Raw genomic sequence first — 18,679 nt, 5'->3', positions numbered from 1 at the left:
TTAAGAGACTCTTATTTTAAGCTGAACAACAAACTTGTCGTTATCACTATTAATATCTAATTTATAATCATTTTTTTGATAGCCTAATGCTAACCTTTTTTTCACGTTTTCCAAACCAATCCCACTAGATTCGCTAAACGTTTCCTGATACTCCGTTATCAACGGCATAGGATTAGAAATTGTAAAATACAGAAAATCTTCTTTAATAGATAAATCAATTTCAATTTTAACTTCTCCTATATTTTTATGTACACCATGCTTAAATGCATTTTCTATAAAAGACAGAAGAATTATTGGAGCAATTTCTTTATCTGAAATATCACCAGAAATAGACATATCTATCTCTAATTCATCATTATGCCTTACGCGCTCGAGGTCTAAATAATTTTGAATGCAAAGTATTTCGGCTTCTAAAGATTGTCGCTTATTTTTTGTTTCATAAAGTAGATAACGCATTAATTCTGCCAACTTCAGAATAATTTTTGGGGTTTTCTTTGAATTTTCTACCGATAAAGAATAAATATTATTTAATGTATTAAAAAAGAAATGAGGAGAAATTTGCGTTTTTAAAAACAATAACTCGGTTTCTAATTGCGTTTTTTCCAAATCGGCAACACGTCTATGTTCTTCTAAAAAATCTAAAGTTACTTTAATTGCCGTAACAAACGTAACAACATAAAGCTCGCCAAACATCATGTCTATAGTATAATTAAGCGATAGGTTCGTTATGGTCTCTGGTCCCTCTGGCCATACATTTTGACTCACCATAAAATAGGTTAAATTAAATTTTATAACCACCATAATAAAAATAGCAGACAGCATAAGCACGATATAGGAAACATACTTTTTCTTAAAAGCCAGCTTAGGCATAAGTACATAAATATTGAGATAACATAATATCATATGTATCGGGAATCCCAAAGTATTTGTTTTTAATGAATACCAGTAAGGAAACTTTAAAACACCTTCAAAAGAGACATCATCAAAGTAACTGCCCCAGCGTAACGTGTTTAGAGTAAAATATACTAACCAAAAAAGAATATGGTGTTTTAAGGATACTTTATAGAGGTGATTTGATATAAAATCCACGAGAGTAAAAAAAATTATAGGTATTTTTTGATGTTTACCTGAGTTAATACGTTATCCGTCTAAATAACTTTTAATATTGGCTAAATTTATGAAAATTTAAATAATTAAACCGCTTAAATCATTTTATGAAAAACTTTACACTACTTTTTTTCTCTATCCTTTTAATCACAAGTTGCAACAAAAGTATCGAAAAAAAGCATCCTAAAAATGATTCTATTACCAAACATGTAAATCCTTTTATAGGTACTGGTGGTCATGGACATACTTACCCAGGTGCAACAGTACCATTTGGAATGTTACAAGTAAGCCCAGTAAACGGAAAAAGCAGTTGGGACTGGTGTTCTGGTTACCATTACTCCGATTCTATAGCTGTTGGTTTTAGTCATTTAAGCTTAAGTGGCACAGGTATTGGGGACTTAGCCGATGTGTTATTTATGCCTGTAAATAAAGCTGTAGATATATCTACAACACCAAAATCGCGAGATTCTCTTAGCTATAAATCTACATATAGCCATAGTAACGAAAAAGCAACTCCGGGTTATTATCAAGTTTTTCTTGAAGACCATAATATTAATGTTGAATTAACAACATCACTACGCACAGCATACCACAAATACACATTTAAACCAGCAGACATTCAAACCATAGTTGTGAATTTAGGTTTTGGAATTAATTGGGATAAAGCCACGCAAACCTCTATAGAAATTGAAGACGAGTATACCATAAGTGGTTACCGACACAGTACAGGTTGGGCAAAAAATCAAAAAGTGTTTTTTGTTGCTAAATTCTCCAAGCCTATCACAAAACAAACTTTAGTTTCTGATACAAAGACTATTGAAAGTAATATTGCCAAAGGCATACAAACAGCTACACAACTATTTTTTAAAACAGATGATAATAATGAGCTTCTTGCCAAAGTAGCCTTATCATCCGTTAGTGTAGATAACGCTAAAGGCAATTTAGAAGCTAATGATTTTAATTTCGAAACTGTAAAAACACAAGCAGAATCTACATGGGAAACTGCTTTAGCTAAAATAAAAGTAGAAACCGATATAGATTCTTTAAAAACCATTTTTTACACCGCTATGTATCATGCTCAATTAGCACCTGTTACTTTTAGCGATAAAAATGGGCAATTTAGAAAAGAAAATGATAGTGTTGTAACTGCCTTAGATTATACAGCGTATTCCACGCTCTCACTATGGGATACGTTTAGGGCAGAACACCCTCTACTTACACTAATAGCTCCGGAAAAAGTATCAGATATAACCAACACCATGTTGGCCTATTACGACACTAAAAAGATTTTACCTGTTTGGACGCTTTACGGCAATGAAACAAACACCATGACAGGTTACCACTCTATTCCGGTAATTGTTGAAGCCTATTTAAAAGGTATTCGAGGTTTTGATGCTGAAAAAGTATACGAAGCCATGAAAACCACTATGATGCAAGATGAACGTGGTTTGAAATTCTATAAAGAATATGGATATATTCCTTATAATTTATTAGACGAATCGGTTACCATAACACTAGAATATGCTTATGATGATTGGTGTGTAGCACAAATGGCTGAGGCTTTAGGAAAAACCGAAGATTACAATTATTTCTCAAAACGCTCACAAGCTTATAAATTTTTATTTGATAATACAACAGGCTTTATGAGAGGAAAAGCAGAAGATGGAACATCTTGGCACACACCCTTCGACCCCAAGTATTCAAACCATAGAGAACATACCGATTATACCGAAGGTAATGCTTGGCAACACAGTTGGTTTGTACCACACAACGTTGAAAATTTTATTGAATTACACGGTAGTAACGATATATTCACCGACCGCTTGGAGCAATTATTCACCGAAAGTTCTGAAATTACAGGTACAAATACCTCGGCAGATATTTCGGGATTAATTGGCCAATATGCGCATGGAAATGAACCTAGTCACCATATTGCATATATGTTTAATCATGCCGATAAACCTTGGCGCACACAGTATTGGTCTCGCTATATCCTGGATACACAATACAACACCACCCCTAATGGATTAAGTGGCAATGAGGATTGTGGACAAATGAGTGCTTGGTACGCTTTAAGTTCTATTGGTTTATACCCCATGAACCCCGCATCTACCGAATATGAAATTGGCAGTCCTATTTTTGATACAGCCACTATTAACATTTCAGAAAATAAAAGTTTTACAATTGAAGCAGAAAACGTTTCAGCAGAAAACATTTACATACAATCTGCCAAACTTAATGGTAGCCCTTTCAATCAATCATTTATTTCTCATCAAACTATTTTAGAAGGAGGAACACTTCATTTCACAATGGGAAATACGCCAAACAAATCTTGGGGAATTAACAAAAACAGCGGAAAATAATGCACAGTATAGATGTAATAATAATTGTACTCTATATCCTTTTAACCCTCGGTGTTGGTATTTGGATATCTAAACGTGCATCAAAAGGCTTAGACTCTTATTTTTTAGGAGGCAAAAGTATAAAATGGTATTACCTAGGGCTTAGTAATGGCTCCGGAATGTTTGATGTTTCGGGTACCGCTTGGATGGTTGGCCTACTCTTTTTATATGGTGCAAAAAGTTTCATGTTTATGTGGATGTGGCCTATATGGAATCAAATTTTCATTATGGTTTTTCTAGCCGTATGGATTAGACGTTCTAACATCATGACTGGTTCCGAATGGATTTTAACGCGCTTTGGAGATGATAGAGCTGGCAGGGCCTCGCACCTTATTGTGGCTATTTTTGCCATTGTAGCTTCAGTAGGTTTTATTGCTTATTTCTTTGAAGGTGTTGGCAAATTTATGTCGGTTATTCTTCCTTGGGATATCGCCTTAATAATAAATGATGCCATCCTACTAACTTCAAGCCAGAGTTACGCCTTAATCATAATATTTTTAACCACCATTTACACCATTAAAGGTGGTATGTTTTCTGTAGTTGCTACCGAAGTACTCCAATACGGCATCATGGTTTTATCGGGTGTATTAGTTGCTATTTATGCCTTTATCGCAGTTTCAGATGCTGAGATAAACAATATCATTTCAACAGAATGGAGTACTATTTTCTTCGGAAATTCTATTGAAGGCTCTTGGACGGGTAAACTCACAGCTTTTAATAACCTCGTAGATACGCAAGGCTACAAAATGTTTGGCGCTTTTATTGGCATGTGCTTATTTAAAGGCTTTTTTGCAAGTATTGCAGGACCAACCCCAAGTTATGATATGCAACGTATTTTATCGACACGCTCGGTAAAAGAGGCGGCTTACATGAGTGGTTTTACAAATCTTATTTTATTTATACCACGCTATTTACTTATTGGTGGTATTGTGGTTTTAGCCTTAGTGTATTTAGCTCCATCTATGGCAGCTTCGCCAACATTAAGTCTTAACGATTTAGAAATTATACTTCCCACAGTTATTAACAATCATGTACCTGTTGGTATAAAAGGACTATTACTCGCTGGGCTTTTAGCTGCTTTTATGTCTACATTTTCTGCCTTTGTTAATTCTGGGCCAGCCTATGTTGTAAATGATATTTATAAAAAATATTATAAACCAGAAGAAGAAGAGTCTCATTACATAAAAGCTAGTCATATCACATCATTTATTATTGTAATTCTTGGTGTTATCATGGGCTTCTTTGCGGAATCTATTAACGCCATAACACTTTGGATCACTAGTGCGCTTTATGGTGGTTATGTAGCATCTAATTTCTTAAAATGGATTTGGTGGCGTTTTAATGGGTGGGGATACTTTTGGGGAATGACTTCTGGATTAATTATCGCAACCCTCCAGTTTTTATTAGACATGAATAAGGCAAATTTTGAAGTAGGCTCTTGGTTGTACCATTGTGCAAACATTGAAGTTATTTATATATTTCCAATTATATTTGCAGTATCATTATTAGGTTCTTTTTTAGGCACCTATTTAACAGCACCAACCAATATGGAAACCCTAAAAGCGTTTTACAACAACGTTCGCCCTTGGGGTTGGTGGCATCCTGTCTACAAAGCATTAAAACAAGATAAACCGGAAGTTATTAAAAACACTGATTTTAAAGCCGATATGCTAAATTGCTTAGTTGGCATTATCTGGCAATCGAGTATGGTTTTATTACCTATTTATTTTATGATTAGGGATTATCCAAAAACATTAATAGCTCTTCTAGTTTTTGTAGTAACTTCGGTTATTCTAAAATTTACTTGGCTAGATAAAGTTCGAAAACTTCCAGACACAGAAGAAGTATTAGACGTATAAAATTAATTTTAAAGTTATAAAGAATGAAACAAATACCTTGGCAAGATAAACCAAGTAACAGTAACGATGTTATGTGGAGATATAGCGAAAATCCTATTATAGATAGGTATGCTATTCCATCGTCTAATAGTATTTTTAATAGCGCTATTGTGCCTTTTAAAGATGGTTTTGCTGGTGTTTTTCGCTGCGACAATAAAGCAGTGCAAATGAATATTTTTGCAGGTTTTAGTAAAGATGGTATTAACTGGGATATTGAGCACGAACCTATCCAATTTCAGGCTGGAAATACTGAAATGATAGACTCTGACTATAAATACGACCCGCGTGTTGTTTTTATCGAAGACCGCTATTGGATTACTTGGTGTAATGGTTACAATGGTCCAACCATTGGTATTGGTTATACTTTCGATTTTAAAGAGTTTTTTCAATGTGAAAATGCTTTTTTACCCTTCAACAGAAATGGTGTTTTGTTTCCGAAGAAAATAAACGGGAAATTTGCTATGTTAAGCAGACCAAGTGATAATGGCCATACCCCTTTTGGAGATATTTATATTAGTTACAGCCCAGATATGAAATACTGGGGTGAACACCGTTGTGTTATGAAAGCTACAAACTTTGAAGATAGTGCTTGGCAATGTACCAAAATAGGCGCTGGCCCAATCCCTATTTTAACTAATGAAGGTTGGCTTATGCTCTATCATGGCGTTATAAATACGTGCAACGGCTTTAGATATGCTATGGGCTCTGCACTTTTAGAAGAAGATGCTCCAGACCAAGTAAAATACAGAACACAACCTTATTTATTAGGTCCTGCTGAAATTTACGAGCAAGTAGGTGATGTACCAAACGTGGTGTTCCCATGTGCCGCTTTACATGATATTGAAGAAGACAAATTGGCTGTATATTATGGTGCAGCAGATACTGTTATTGCTTTAGCATTTGGTAAACTTAGCGAGGTAGTAGAATTCACTAAAAACAATAGTTTATAAACCGAGATAGATGCAGTTAAAGCTCACATTTTTATTGTTATTAAGTTGTAGTATTTCAACTTTAAGTTGTGCTCAGGAAGAAACAACCATTATTCCCGAAACGTATACCGCTTATAAAACTTCGGATGCTATAACTATTGATGGTGAATATAATGAAGATGCCTGGAATAAAGTCGCTTGGACAAACCCATTTATAGATATTGAAGGCAAAAAACAGCCTAAGTACAAAACGGAAGTTAAAATGCTTTGGGATGATACTTATTTCTATGTTTTAGCAAAAATATACGAGCCACATGTTTGGGGCGATATCACGAAGCGCGATGCTATTATTTTTCATAATAATGACTTTGAAATTTTTGTAGACCCAACCGGAGACACTCATAATTACTACGAGCTTGAGATCAACGCATTAAACACCGCTTGGGATTTATTTGTAAGCAAACCATATAGAAATTCCAATGTGGCATTAAACGATTGGAATATTACCGGCTTAAAATCGGCTGTAAAAGTTAATGGCACCATCAATAACCCAAACGATATTGATACAGGTTGGGTTTTAGAAGTTGCTATTCCTTGGGCGGCATACAAAACAGGTTACTTTCATAAAAACGTACCGACTGATAAATTTTGGAGAGTGAATTTTTCTCGCGTAAATTGGGATTATCAAATAACAGAAGATGGCAAATACGAAAGAAAAAAAGATGCCAACGGAAAGCGTTTACATGAGTATAACTGGGTTTGGTCCCCTATGGGCGTTATAAACATGCACGAACCTGAAAAATGGGGTTATGTATTTTTCTCTTCCGAAGCACCTCAAAAAGAAAATAATTTCACAATTCCTCAAGACGATAAAATAAAGTGGGAATTGTATAAAATGTATCGTATTCAAACTGCGCATTTTAAAGAAAATAAAACCTACTTTACTTCCGTAGAAAATTTAAAAACATCAGAAATTAAAATAGAAGGAAAAATAATAGAACCGAAATTAGAAACCCACAGCATGGGATGGAACATATCAGTAAAAAGTCCATTCACAAATAAAATGCTAACGGTTAAAGAAGACGGAAAATTTATATCTAAATAACAATTAATATGAAATTAAGAATAGCAATAATTACCCTTGTATTAGGTTTTATATCTTGTAACAATGCATCAAAACAAAACACAATTGTTGATTCTAAAGTGATAACAGAAAAAACTGAAGGAAAATATAAATATTGGAAATGGATTGCTGTAGGAGATAAAGAATCAGAGTCTAGTATAGAAAAGAGATTTAGTATTTTAAAAGAAAACGGTATTGATGCTATTTTAATCAATACAAATGCAGATCCTAAAACATTATCTAAGGCAGCGCCAATAGCAAATAAGTTAGGTTTAGAGGTGCATGCTTGGATGTTTACCACAAATAGACCAGGAGATTCTATAGCGCAACAACACCCAGATTGGTATATGGTTAGCCGTAGCGGAAAGTCTTGTTTTGTAAAAGAAGAAAGACCGTATGTAGGATATTATCAATGGTTATCTCCAAGTCACCCAGAAGCAAGAAAACACATTTTAAGTTTGGTAGAAGGTTTAGCTAAGGTAGAAGGAGTGACAAGTGTACACTTAGATTATATACGTTACCCAGATGTTTATTTACCAATTGGATTACTTCCAAAATACGATTTAAAACAAGAGGAAGAATTAGCAGATTACGATTTTGATTATTCTGATGCGAGTATAGAAAAATTTATGGCACTTCACCACAAAGATCCTCGTAAAATGGAAAACCCTGCAATTGATATTGAATGGAAAAACTTCCGTTTAAATGAAATAAGATCTCTTGTAAACGAAGCATATGAAGTTGTACACAAACATGATAAAAAATTAAGTGCCGCCGTATTTCCTTACCCAGAAATGGCAGACCATATGGTGCGTCAACGTTGGGATAAATGGAATGTAGATATGGTTTTACCAATGATATATTACAATTTTTACAACGAAGAGTTAGATTGGATTGCTTATGCAACCAAACAAGGCGTTCAAGATTTGGAAGGAAAAGCGACTCAACTACATACCGGATTGTATACACCTAAATTAACGCCAGAAGATTTAAAAAAGGCTATTCAAATGGCAAAAGATAACGGTGCAAATGGAATTGCATTTTTTGATGATGGAAAAATGACAGAAGAGCAATTTGAAATTATTAAAAATTCTAAAGAATAAATACATGAATAAAAGTATTTACATTACGTTACTAATAATTTGTTGCTTATCATGTAAAAAAGAAAAAGCAGCAGAAACTAACCCCTTAGCGTTAACAACTTTTGTAAATACCTTTATTGGTACTGATGGCCCGGGAAATACATATCCCGGAGCTACAGTGCCTTTTGGAATGGTGCAATTAAGTCCAGATCATGGTATTCCGGGTTGGGATAGAATTGCTGGATATTTTTACCAAGATTCTATTATTTCGGGATTTTCACACACACATTTAAGTGGTACTGGCGCCGGCGATATGTACGATATTTTAATAATGCCAACCAACACTAAATCTTCTAAAAGAATAAAAGATAATAATTTCAAACCCTTTTCTAGCTTTTCTCACGACAGTGAAACGGCTTCTCCTGGCTACTATAGCGTAATGCTATCTGACTTTGGGATAAAAGCTGAAGTTACCGCAACACGCAGAACAGGAATTCATCAATACACATTTCCTAAAGATAGTTTGTCTCAAATTCATATCGATTTAGGGTATTCTTTAAATTGGGATAAACCAATTGAAACCTATTTTAATATTGTTGACGATAAAACCATAGAAGGCTATAGAATGTCTAAAGGTTGGGCTAGAGACCAACGATTGTATTTTGTTATTAATCTATCTAAACCATTTAAATCTTACACGTTATTAAGTGAAGGAGAACAAGTAGATTCACCTGTAAAAGGTGTAAACACAAAACTTATTCTTGATTTTAGCACTTTAGAAAACGAGAAAATCATTCTAAAAACAGGCTTATCAACGGGTAGTATTGATGGTGCATACAAATCGATTAAAACAGAAGCTCCAGATTTTAATTTTGAAACGATAAAAGCACAAGCAGATGTTATTTGGAACAAACAATTACAGAAAATAAAGATTGAAACCGATGATGTAGAAAAGAAAACAATTTTCTATACTATGATGTATCAATCTATGCTAGCTCCTACCCTACTAAGTGATTTAAATGGGGATTACAAAGGCGCAAACGATAGTATAATGAATGTAAAAGATTACGATCGTTACGATACTTTTTCTTTATGGGACACGTACAGAGCTGCTCACCCTTTACACACCATTTTACATCCAGAGCGTGTATCTAGCATGATAAATTCGCTTTTAGCACATTATAATGAAACAGGCTTACTTCCTGTCTGGTCTATGCAAGGGAACGAAACTAATATGATGATTGGTTACCACGCAGTTCCTGTTATTGTAGATGCTTATTTTAAAGGTATTAAAAACTTCGATGCTGAATTGGCATTTGAAGCATGTAAACAAAGTGCCATGGATAAAAGCAGGCAAATTGATGATTATATTACATATGGTTACGTACCTATAGATGAACATCACGAAAACTGGTCCGTATCTAAAACGCTCGAATACGCTTACGATGATTGGTGTATTGCGCAATTCGCTAAAGATTTAGGAAAAGAAGAAGACTATAAATACTTTTCGAAACGTGCAAACAACTGGAAAAATCTTTACGATTACAAAAGTACATTTATGCGCCCAAAGTATAAAGACGGTAAGTTTATTGAGCATTTTATTCCTAAAGAATATACACCTTATTTTTGCGAAAGTAACGCATGGCAATATGTATGGTCAGTACCCCAAGATGTTGAAGGTTTAATTGATACTATTGGAAGAGAAAGTGGTTTTGAGAAAAAACTGGATTCTATGTTTTCTTATTATCCTTTAGCTGAAGATAAACTACCTATTTTTAGTACAGGAATGATTGGGCAATACGCTCATGGTAATGAGCCAAGTCACCATGTAGGGTATTTATACAACTACATTGGTAAGCCATGGAAAACACAAGAAAGAATAAGAGAAATTTTAGAAACTCAATATAAAAATAAACCAAATGGGCATTGTGGCAATGAAGATTGCGGACAAATGTCGTCTTGGTATATTTTTAGTAGTTTAGGGTTTTATCCCGTTAATCCAGCTCAAGGTATTTATAGCTTTGGTTCTCCCCTCTTTAATAAAGCAACGCTAAATTTAGAAAATGGAAATACGTTTACAGTTTTAGCTAAAAACAATAGTAAAACTAATAAGTATATTCAATCTATTACTTTAAACGGAAAAGCCATTAAACAAAGTTATATTACACATAAAACCATTCTGGAAGGAGGAAAAATAGTTTTTACTATGGGAGATAAACCTAATAAAAATGATACCTTTATAATGGCTCCATCTGGGCAAGTATTTAATTAAAGATTTCGATGTTATGTCAGGTAGAAGAAAATTTATAAAAACAGCAGCTTTAGGCTCTGTAGGCCTTAGTACATTTAGTGCTTGTGCTACTCAAGCTGCAGAAGTTTTAAAAACAACAGCAGATAAGACTATAAAAAAGCCTGTAATAATTTCTACTTGGAACCATGGCTTAGCAGCTAATCAAGCGGCATGGGATACCTTAAAGAATGGTGAATCTGGCCTTTCTGCTATAGAAACAGGTTTAAAAATATCCGAAGCCGATCCAAAAGTAAGAAGTGTTGGTTATGGAGGTCTTCCTGATCGTGAAGGTAAAGTAACCCTCGATGCTTGTATTATGGATAAAAATAGCGATTGTGGTTCTGTATCTTTTTTACAAGGTATAAAACACCCTATTTCTGTCGCAAGAAAAGTTTTAGAAAAAACTCCACATGTTATGCTAACTGGTAAAGGCGCATTAAATTTTGCCTTATCTCAAGGTTTTAAAGAAGAAAACTTACTAACTCCAGAATCTGAAAAAGCCTGGAAAAACTGGTTAGAAAAATCTAAATATCAACCGGTAATCAATATCGAAAACCACGATACTATTAGCATGCTACTCGTAGATAGCGATGGCAATCTTACAGGCGGATGTACCACAAGTGGTGCCGCTTGGAAAATGCATGGTCGCGTTGGCGACTCGCCCATTATAGGTGCTGGATTATTTCTAGATAATGAAGTAGGCGGAGCAGCTGCTACAGGTCTAGGTGAGGCTGTTATTAGAACAGCAGGTAGCGCTATGGTTGTAGAACTTATGCGTCAAGGAAAATCGCCCAACGAAGCCTGTAAAATTATTGTAGAGCGTATTTATAACAAACACAAAAACCATAAAGACATGCCCCACTTACAAGTAGGCTTTATTGCTGTAAATAAACAAGGCGAATATGGTGGATACAGTTTAAGATCTGGTTTCAACTTCGCTGTTTGCGACGCAAAAAATGGCAATAGAATGGAAAAACCTGATTTTAAAATGACTTGGAAAGATTAAAATAACATCTTAATTAAATTAATATTTCTTGTTAATAAATAAAACAACATAATTAAACATTTAGATGTTGTAAAATATATCTACAAACATCATTATACTATGATAAAAAAGCTTTTTATTATATCGCTTCTCATAACTTCTTTTAGTACCCAGGCTCAAGAATTCACAAAATATGTAAATCCGTTTATAGGTACCTCTAACTTTGGGGCCACTAATCCTGGAGCCATTGCACCACGAGGTATGGTAAGTGTATCTCCGTTTAACGTGGCGGGAACTCAAAATACGTTAGAAAAAGATAGTCGATGGTTATCCAACCCTTATGTAAACGAAAACACATTTCTAACAGGTTATTCTCATGTTAATTTAAGTGGTGTTGGTTGTCCAGATTTAGGCGTTATCCTTTTAATGCCAACCACAGGCGATGTTGAAACCAATCATTTAAAATACGGAAGTACCTACACCAACGAGACTGCTAAAGCGGGCTACTACTCCAACGTTTTAACAAAATATAATATAAAAGTTGAAACCACAACAACAACCAGAACAGGTATATCTAGATATACTTTTCCTAAAGGGCAATCGAATATTTTATTAAATTTAGGATTAGGCTTAACCAATGAAGAAGGCGCTGCAATAAAAATAGTATCGCCTACCGAAATTGAAGGTATCCGAACTGTTGGGTCTTTTTGTTATTACAAACCCGAAGAAGCCTATCCCGTATATTTTGTTGCAAAATTTAGTAAACCTGCTACCAAGTATGGCGTTTGGAAGACACCCAAAACGTATAAAGGAGCTGAAGCAGAATGGATGCCTTATAATGGAAAACCAAGACTTATGGAAGGCTATAGTAAAGAGGTTATAGGCGATAGTATTGGCAGCTACTTCACTTATCATTTTGAAAAACCAACACAAGTTGAAGTAAAAATTGGAGTTTCATACGTGAGTATTGAAAATGCACGCGAAAATTTAGAGCAAGAAACACAAGATTTCAGTTTTGAAGCCATACACCAACAAGCTGAAGCGCATTGGGAACAGCAACTTTCCAAAATCAAGGTTGAAGGTGGTACTGAAGATGATAAAACCATTTTTTACACTGCACTTTATCACACTTTAATTCATCCCAATATTTTAAATGATTTTAACGGCGAATATCCAAAAATGGCAACTCGAGAAACTTTGAAAACAGAAGACACACGATTTACTGTATTTTCTTTTTGGGATACTTACCGAAACCTTCATGCTTTAATGTCTTTGGTTTACCCTAAGCAACAATCGGATATGGTTAAAAGTATGCTTGATATTTATGATGAAAGTGGCTGGTTACCAAAATGGGAACTCAACGCTACCGAAACTACCACTATGGTAGGCGATCCTGCAGGTATTATTTTAACGGACACCTATTTAAAAGGCATTACAGATTTCAATATTGAAAAAGCCTATGAAGCTATGGTAAAAAGTGCTGATGCTTTAGAAAATAATCCGTTGCGACCTGGTATTAAACCTTACATTGAAAATGGCTATTTAAATACCAATCAAATTGGTTCTGTTTCTACAACACAAGAGTATAACGCCACCGATTATTCTATTGCGTTATTAGCTAAAGCACTTAATAAAAAAGACGATTATAAACGTTTCTCTAAACGTTCCATTTCATATAGAAAATTATTCGACAAAAATTTAAAACTCTTACGTCCGCGTAATTCTGATGGTACTTGGCATGAACCATTCAATCCTTTAGCAGGCGCTAATTTCACCAAAAACATTGGTTTTATTGAAGGTAACGCTTGGCAGTACGCCTTTATGGTATCGCATGACATCGAAGGCTTAATGAAATTAATGGGAGGAAAAAAAAGCTTTAGTAAGCAACTTCAGAACGTATTTAGCAACAACCAATTCGATATGGCTAATGAACCTGATATTGCGTACCCATATTTATTCAATTATGTAAAAGGTGAAGAGTGGCGCACGCAACAATTAGTGCATAATTTAATGCGTGAATATTTTCAAAACAAACCTGCAGGCTTACCAGGTAATGATGATACAGGCACCATGTCGGCTTGGTTAATTTATAGCATGATGGGTATTTATCCTGTGTCTCCTGGAGACCCTATTTATACAATATCAACGCCTGTTTTCGATAAAATAACCATTGATTTAGATACCAACTATTACAAAGGTAAAACTCTAGTTATCGAAAAATCAGGTATAAAAAAGGGCATAATAAACACGATTCAACTGGATGGTAAGACACACAAAAGTTATTTCATAAACCATTCCGATTTAATAAAAGGTTCAAAATTAAAAATCAATTTAAAATGATATTAAGATTCTTAGCACTAAGCATTCTTCTAATTAGTAGTTCTCAAATTTTTTCACAAAACAAAATAGAAAAAGTAATATTTCAAGATCAACAACTTAATTTTGGAAAGCCAACAGTTGAAAATCCTGATATTATCAGACTCCAAGGCGGGAGAGTTATTATAAAAAAAGTAACGGTTCCAAAATTTAAAAAAGGTACCGATGTTAATATCAAATTATCACTACGTTCTAATGGTGACAAATGGGACAAATCGGGTTCTTGTTTTGTAATTACAAATCCAGATGATATTTCATTTTTAAATATAGCACAAGGTAAAGCTGAGTTTCCGAAACCATCTTATACTAGCGAAAAACATGGAGGCGTAAAAGCAACTAAAAATTACAAACCCGTAGTTGAATTATTGCGTTTTATGACCCCATTTGGTGTTGGACATTACAGTACAGATGAAGTAAAACACAGAAAACCCGTATATGTGCCACATTGGGAAAAAGAAGTAGTTTGGAATCAAGATATTTCAGACCTTGAAAGTATTGTGAGTGATACTTTTTATGTGGGCGTTTGGATTGATACCTGGACCAAAGTTGGGTATAAAGTCGATTTAAGCCTAATCTATTCTGGCAGACCAAAACAACAACGTGAAGTATTACCTTTAGTGAATGCGGTAAACTATGTTAAAGGGCAAGCTTTGCCTGACTTCTTTGCTAATAAATCTTTAGAACATACTTTCGTTTTAGATAAAAATATTAAAAACGCTAAACTACATTACATTACCACAGGACACGGTGGACATAGTGGTGGTGATGAATTTATAAAAATAAAAAACACGGTTTTAGTTAACGGCAAAACAGTAATAGATACTATCCCGTGGAGAGACGATTGCGCATCTTTTAGACGTTTTAATCCAACTTCTGGAGTTTGGTTACGTAAAGACTCTACTTATTACAGAGATAGAAAAACAAAAACATATAAGATTAAGGAAATTGAAGAGCGTTTAGCGTCTTCAGATCTTTCTCGCTCAAATTGGTGTCCTGGTTCTAAGGTAGAACCTTTTGTTACAGAACTAGGTGACCTAAAATCTGGCGAGCAATCTTTAACTATTACAATACCCGCTACAGCAGCCGGAAAAGATAAATCTAACCATTGGTTAGTGTCTGCTTATATCACCTACGACAAATAATTTTGTTGAATTAAATTCTTTTTAACCAACACCTTTTCAAACCTGTTATTCGTCGAACTAATTTTCTAATAATCTTTTATGTCACTTACTTTAGGGTAAGTTTATTTGAAGTTTAGTTTTGTTTTATTTTAAGTCTAAGGGAGGATCCTCATAACGTCCTCCCTTACTTAAAACAATAATATAGTTTCCTGCTAACTTAGTATTTGTTTCACTACATTATAACATCTAATTTAGTCAACAATTAAAACTATCTGCAAAATTCAAAAAAACAATTAATCGACTAAAGAATTAGAATGGGAACCAACCATTAGATTTTTTGTATTTTTTTTATTTATTCAGATTTAATAATAAAAATCAAAAAAAATATGCAATCACAAAAAAAAAGTAATTTAGTTCCAATCGTTATTATAGCGAGTTTGTTTTTCATTTTTGGATTCGTTACCTGGATCAACGGGGCGTTAATTCCTTTTATGAAAACCATAAACGAATTAACAGATGCGCAATCTTATTTAGTCGCTTCTGCATCATACATCTCTTTTGTTTTAATGGCATTACCAGCATCTTATATATTAAATAAGATAGGTTATAAAAAAGGTATGTCTTTAGGGTTAATCATTATGGGTATAGGTGCTTTACTTTTTATACCTGCAGCCGAAGCAAGAACTTATTGGTTATTTTTAACAGGTATTTTTATTCAAGGTGTTGGTATGACGCTTTTGCAAACAGCTGCCAACCCATACATCACAATTTTAGGCCCAATGGAAAGTGGAGCTAAACGTATTGCTATTATGGGAATAGCAAACAAAACAGCGGGAGCTTTAGGGTCTTTAATTTTTGGCGCATTACTACTGTCGGGTATAGATGAAGTTAAAGATAAATTAGGAAGCGTTTCTTTAGAAGAGAAAAATGTACTTTTAGATACCATGGCCGATAGCGTATTTATACCTTATTTAATTATGGCTATCGTTCTTTTTGTATTAGGTGTTCTAATTAGAATGGCTCCATTACCAAATGTTGAAGCAGAAGACTCAGAGGATACAATAGACGGTAAAAGCACTAAAACTAGTATCTTTCAATTTCCACATTTATGGTTAGGTGTTTTAGCCTTATTTGTATATGTAGGCGCAGAAGTAATAGCTGGAGATACTATTATATCTTACGGAATCTCATTAGGCTTTACAGGAGAAGAAGCTAAGTATTTTACAACATACACCCTTATGGCTATGGTAGCAACTTATGCATTAGGTGTGTTTTTAATTCCAAAATACGTTAAACAAAAAACAGCTTTGATAGTAAGTGCCATACTTGGTATTGTATTTAGTTTATGCATTTTATTCACTACAGGTTTAACTTCTATTCTGTTTGTAGCCGCTTTAGGTATCGCAAATGCCTTAGTTTGGCCAGCTATTTGGCCCTTAACATTGGAAGGTTTAGGTAAATTTACAAAAACCGCTTCTGCCCTATTAATTATGGCAATTTCAGGTGGTGCAATTATTCCACCACTATACGGAAGAATTGTAGATGCTAATAAAAACGAACTCATATTAAGTGGTATAGATCAAGTACAAGCAACTTCAAGCGCTGCAACAAGTAGTTATTGGATATTAATTCCTTGCTACGCTCTTATTTTGTTCTTTGCTGTATGGGGACATAAAATTGGAAAGAAATAAACATCTCATAGAATAAAAAAACACTAACAATTCAATTGATAAAAATGGCAAAACAAATTCTAAATACAACAAAACTGAATAATTCCTACTTGGTAGTTTTATCGGTTTTCATGTTATGCTTTAGCTGTAAAGATGAAGCTAAAGTTGAAGTTGAAACTCCTCAAAAACCAAATATTGTTTTTATAATGAGTGATGATCATGCTTACCAAGCCATTAGCGCTTACGGTCATGGATTAAACAACACGCCGAATATTGATAGAATTGGTAAAGAAGGTGCTATTTTTAATAAAGGTTTTGTAAATAATTCAATTTGCGCACCAAGTAGAGCAGCAATGCTTACCGGGAAACATAGCTTTAAAAATGGTAAGGTTGATAATATTCGCCCTTTTAATTGGGATCAAGATAACTTCGCTAAAGCATTGCAAAAAAACGGATATGAAACAGCTTTAGTAGGCAAAATTCACTTAGATGGTTTACCACAAGGATTCGATTATTCTAATGTACTTCCTGGTCAAGGTCAGTACTACTCGCCAGATTTTATCGAGAATGGTGTTAAGAAAACATATCCCGGTTACATTACCCATGTAACTACAGATATTGCTTTAGATTGGTTAGATACTAAGCGTAAAAAAGACAAGCCGTTTTTGTTAATGTATCATCAAAAAGCACCACATAGAACATGGATGCCAGAAGAAAAATACTTGACATTAATGGATAGCGTCACCTTTAATCCGCCTGCGAACTTCTTTGATGATTATGAGGATAGACCAGCTGCTGCTACTCAAGAAATGAGTATTTACAAAGATATGGACTTGGTTTACGACCTTAAAATGCTTGATAAGGAAGGTGAGCTTAAAACGAAATATAGAGGTATGTTTCAAAAGAGGTACGATAGAATGACAGATGAGCAAAAAGTCGCTTGGGATGCTTATTACGATCCTATTATTGCCGATTTTAAATCAAGAAACTTAGAAGGTAAAGATTTAGCTATTTGGAAATATAACCGATACATGCACGACTACCTTAGAACAATACAATCTGTAGACGACGGTGTTGGTCAAGTTTTAGATTATTTAAAAGAAAACGGTTTAGAAGAAAATACAATTGTTGTGTATACCTCTGATCAAGGTTTCTATTTAGGTGAACACGGTTGGTTCGATAAGCGCTTTATGTATGAAGAGTCTTTTAGAACACCTATTTTAATGAAATACCCAAAAGAAATAAAAGCGGGTACAGTAATTGATGAGTTAGTACAAAATATTGATTTTGCTCCAACATTTTTAGATTTTGCAGGAGTAGATATTGATAAAAACATACAAGGCGAATCGTTAAGAAAATTAGTAAATGGAGAAGCAAGTGAATGGCGAGATGCTATTTACTACACCTTTTACGAGTACCCTTCAGAACACAAAGTAAAGCGTCATTATGGAGTAAGAACAGATCGCTACAAGTTAATTCATTTCTATTATGATATTGATAAATGGGAGCTGTACGATTTAGAAAAAGATCCAACAGAAATGCATAATGCTTATAACGATGTTGAATATACCTCTGTAAGAGAAGATATGCACAAGCAACTTGAGAAAATGAGAATAAAATATGGTGATAGCGATGCTTTAAATGAAGAAAATTTAGAACGCTATTTAAGCGTAAAAAACATAAAACACTAATAAAT

Annotated in this window: 12 protein-coding genes; 11 read left to right on the top strand and 1 reads right to left on the bottom strand. The window is 34.2% G+C overall.

Annotation, left to right across the window (positions count from 1 at the left end):
• Positions 1-1,089, bottom strand: coding sequence for a sensor histidine kinase (locus ACJJV4_RS18420; RefSeq protein ID WP_405296867.1), 1,089 nt, complete (start codon positions 1,087-1,089; stop codon positions 1-3).
• Between the two features lie 125 nt (positions 1,090-1,214).
• Between ACJJV4_RS18420 and ACJJV4_RS18415 the strand changes: the two genes are divergently transcribed.
• From ACJJV4_RS18415 to ACJJV4_RS18365, 11 genes are all read left to right on the top strand, one after another.
• Positions 1,215-3,470, top strand: a complete 2,256-nt coding sequence (locus ACJJV4_RS18415; protein ID WP_405296866.1) for a GH92 family glycosyl hydrolase — start codon at positions 1,215-1,217, stop codon at positions 3,468-3,470.
• Complete coding sequence (locus tag ACJJV4_RS18410; protein WP_405296865.1) at positions 3,470-5,368, top strand: sodium:solute symporter family protein; 1,899 nt, start codon at positions 3,470-3,472, stop codon at positions 5,366-5,368. Before ACJJV4_RS18415 ends, ACJJV4_RS18410 begins: the two co-directional genes overlap by 1 nt.
• Positions 5,369-5,391: 23 nt before the next feature.
• Complete coding sequence (locus tag ACJJV4_RS18405; RefSeq protein ID WP_405296864.1) at positions 5,392-6,357, top strand: glycosidase; 966 nt, start codon at positions 5,392-5,394, stop codon at positions 6,355-6,357.
• Positions 6,358-6,367: 10 nt separating this feature from the next.
• Positions 6,368-7,441, top strand: coding sequence for a carbohydrate-binding family 9-like protein (locus ACJJV4_RS18400; protein ID WP_405296863.1), 1,074 nt, complete (start codon positions 6,368-6,370; stop codon positions 7,439-7,441).
• An 8-nt stretch (positions 7,442-7,449) separates the two neighbouring features.
• Positions 7,450-8,562, top strand: coding sequence for a putative glycoside hydrolase (locus ACJJV4_RS18395; RefSeq protein WP_405296862.1), 1,113 nt, complete (start codon positions 7,450-7,452; stop codon positions 8,560-8,562).
• A gap of 4 nt (positions 8,563-8,566) precedes the next feature.
• Positions 8,567-10,813 carry a GH92 family glycosyl hydrolase gene (locus tag ACJJV4_RS18390; protein WP_405296861.1) on the top strand — a complete coding sequence of 749 codons (2,247 nt, stop codon included), beginning with the start codon at positions 8,567-8,569 and terminating at the stop codon, positions 10,811-10,813.
• 13 nt (positions 10,814-10,826) lie between these two features.
• Positions 10,827-11,837, top strand: coding sequence for a N(4)-(beta-N-acetylglucosaminyl)-L-asparaginase (locus tag ACJJV4_RS18385; protein WP_405296860.1), 1,011 nt, complete (start codon positions 10,827-10,829; stop codon positions 11,835-11,837).
• Positions 11,838-11,936: 99 nt separating this feature from the next.
• On the top strand, positions 11,937-14,156 hold the full coding sequence (locus ACJJV4_RS18380; RefSeq protein WP_405296859.1) for a GH92 family glycosyl hydrolase: 2,220 nt from the start codon (positions 11,937-11,939) through the stop codon (positions 14,154-14,156).
• Positions 14,153-15,334: a PNGase F N-terminal domain-containing protein gene (locus ACJJV4_RS18375; RefSeq protein WP_405296858.1), complete on the top strand. Its 1,182-nt coding sequence runs from the start codon at positions 14,153-14,155 to the stop codon at positions 15,332-15,334. Before ACJJV4_RS18380 ends, ACJJV4_RS18375 begins: the two co-directional genes overlap by 4 nt.
• Positions 15,335-15,699: 365 nt before the next feature.
• Positions 15,700-17,004: a sugar MFS transporter gene (locus tag ACJJV4_RS18370; RefSeq protein ID WP_405296857.1), complete on the top strand. Its 1,305-nt coding sequence runs from the start codon at positions 15,700-15,702 to the stop codon at positions 17,002-17,004.
• 44 nt (positions 17,005-17,048) lie between these two features.
• Entirely contained in the window at positions 17,049-18,674 is a 1,626-nt protein-coding gene (locus ACJJV4_RS18365) for a sulfatase (protein WP_405296856.1), read from the top strand.
• Positions 18,675-18,679: the final 5 nt, after the last annotated feature.

This window comes from Algibacter sp. Ld11 (assembly GCF_045066735.1).
In the GTDB taxonomy this organism is placed as follows: domain Bacteria; phylum Bacteroidota; class Bacteroidia; order Flavobacteriales; family Flavobacteriaceae; genus Algibacter.
The sequence above is the reverse complement of the archived record's forward strand: the minus strand, read 5'-3'. Positions and strand labels throughout refer to the sequence as shown.

What these genes read in the sequence shown, in the direction of transcription:
- ACJJV4_RS18415 (WP_405296866.1), top strand. Translation starts at nt 1,215, where the DNA reads ATGAAAAACTTTACACTACTTTTTTTCTCTATCCTTTTAATCACAAGT.
- ACJJV4_RS18410 (WP_405296865.1), top strand. Translation starts at nt 3,470, where the DNA reads ATGCACAGTATAGATGTAATAATAATTGTACTCTATATCCTTTTAACC.
- ACJJV4_RS18405 (WP_405296864.1), top strand. Translation starts at nt 5,392, where the DNA reads ATGAAACAAATACCTTGGCAAGATAAACCAAGTAACAGTAACGATGTT.
- ACJJV4_RS18400 (WP_405296863.1), top strand. Translation starts at nt 6,368, where the DNA reads ATGCAGTTAAAGCTCACATTTTTATTGTTATTAAGTTGTAGTATTTCA.
- ACJJV4_RS18395 (WP_405296862.1), top strand. Translation starts at nt 7,450, where the DNA reads ATGAAATTAAGAATAGCAATAATTACCCTTGTATTAGGTTTTATATCT.
- ACJJV4_RS18390 (WP_405296861.1), top strand. Translation starts at nt 8,567, where the DNA reads ATGAATAAAAGTATTTACATTACGTTACTAATAATTTGTTGCTTATCA.
- ACJJV4_RS18385 (WP_405296860.1), top strand. Translation starts at nt 10,827, where the DNA reads ATGTCAGGTAGAAGAAAATTTATAAAAACAGCAGCTTTAGGCTCTGTA.
- ACJJV4_RS18380 (WP_405296859.1), top strand. Translation starts at nt 11,937, where the DNA reads ATGATAAAAAAGCTTTTTATTATATCGCTTCTCATAACTTCTTTTAGT.
- ACJJV4_RS18375 (WP_405296858.1), top strand. Translation starts at nt 14,153, where the DNA reads ATGATATTAAGATTCTTAGCACTAAGCATTCTTCTAATTAGTAGTTCT.
- ACJJV4_RS18370 (WP_405296857.1), top strand. Translation starts at nt 15,700, where the DNA reads ATGCAATCACAAAAAAAAAGTAATTTAGTTCCAATCGTTATTATAGCG.
- ACJJV4_RS18365 (WP_405296856.1), top strand. Translation starts at nt 17,049, where the DNA reads ATGGCAAAACAAATTCTAAATACAACAAAACTGAATAATTCCTACTTG.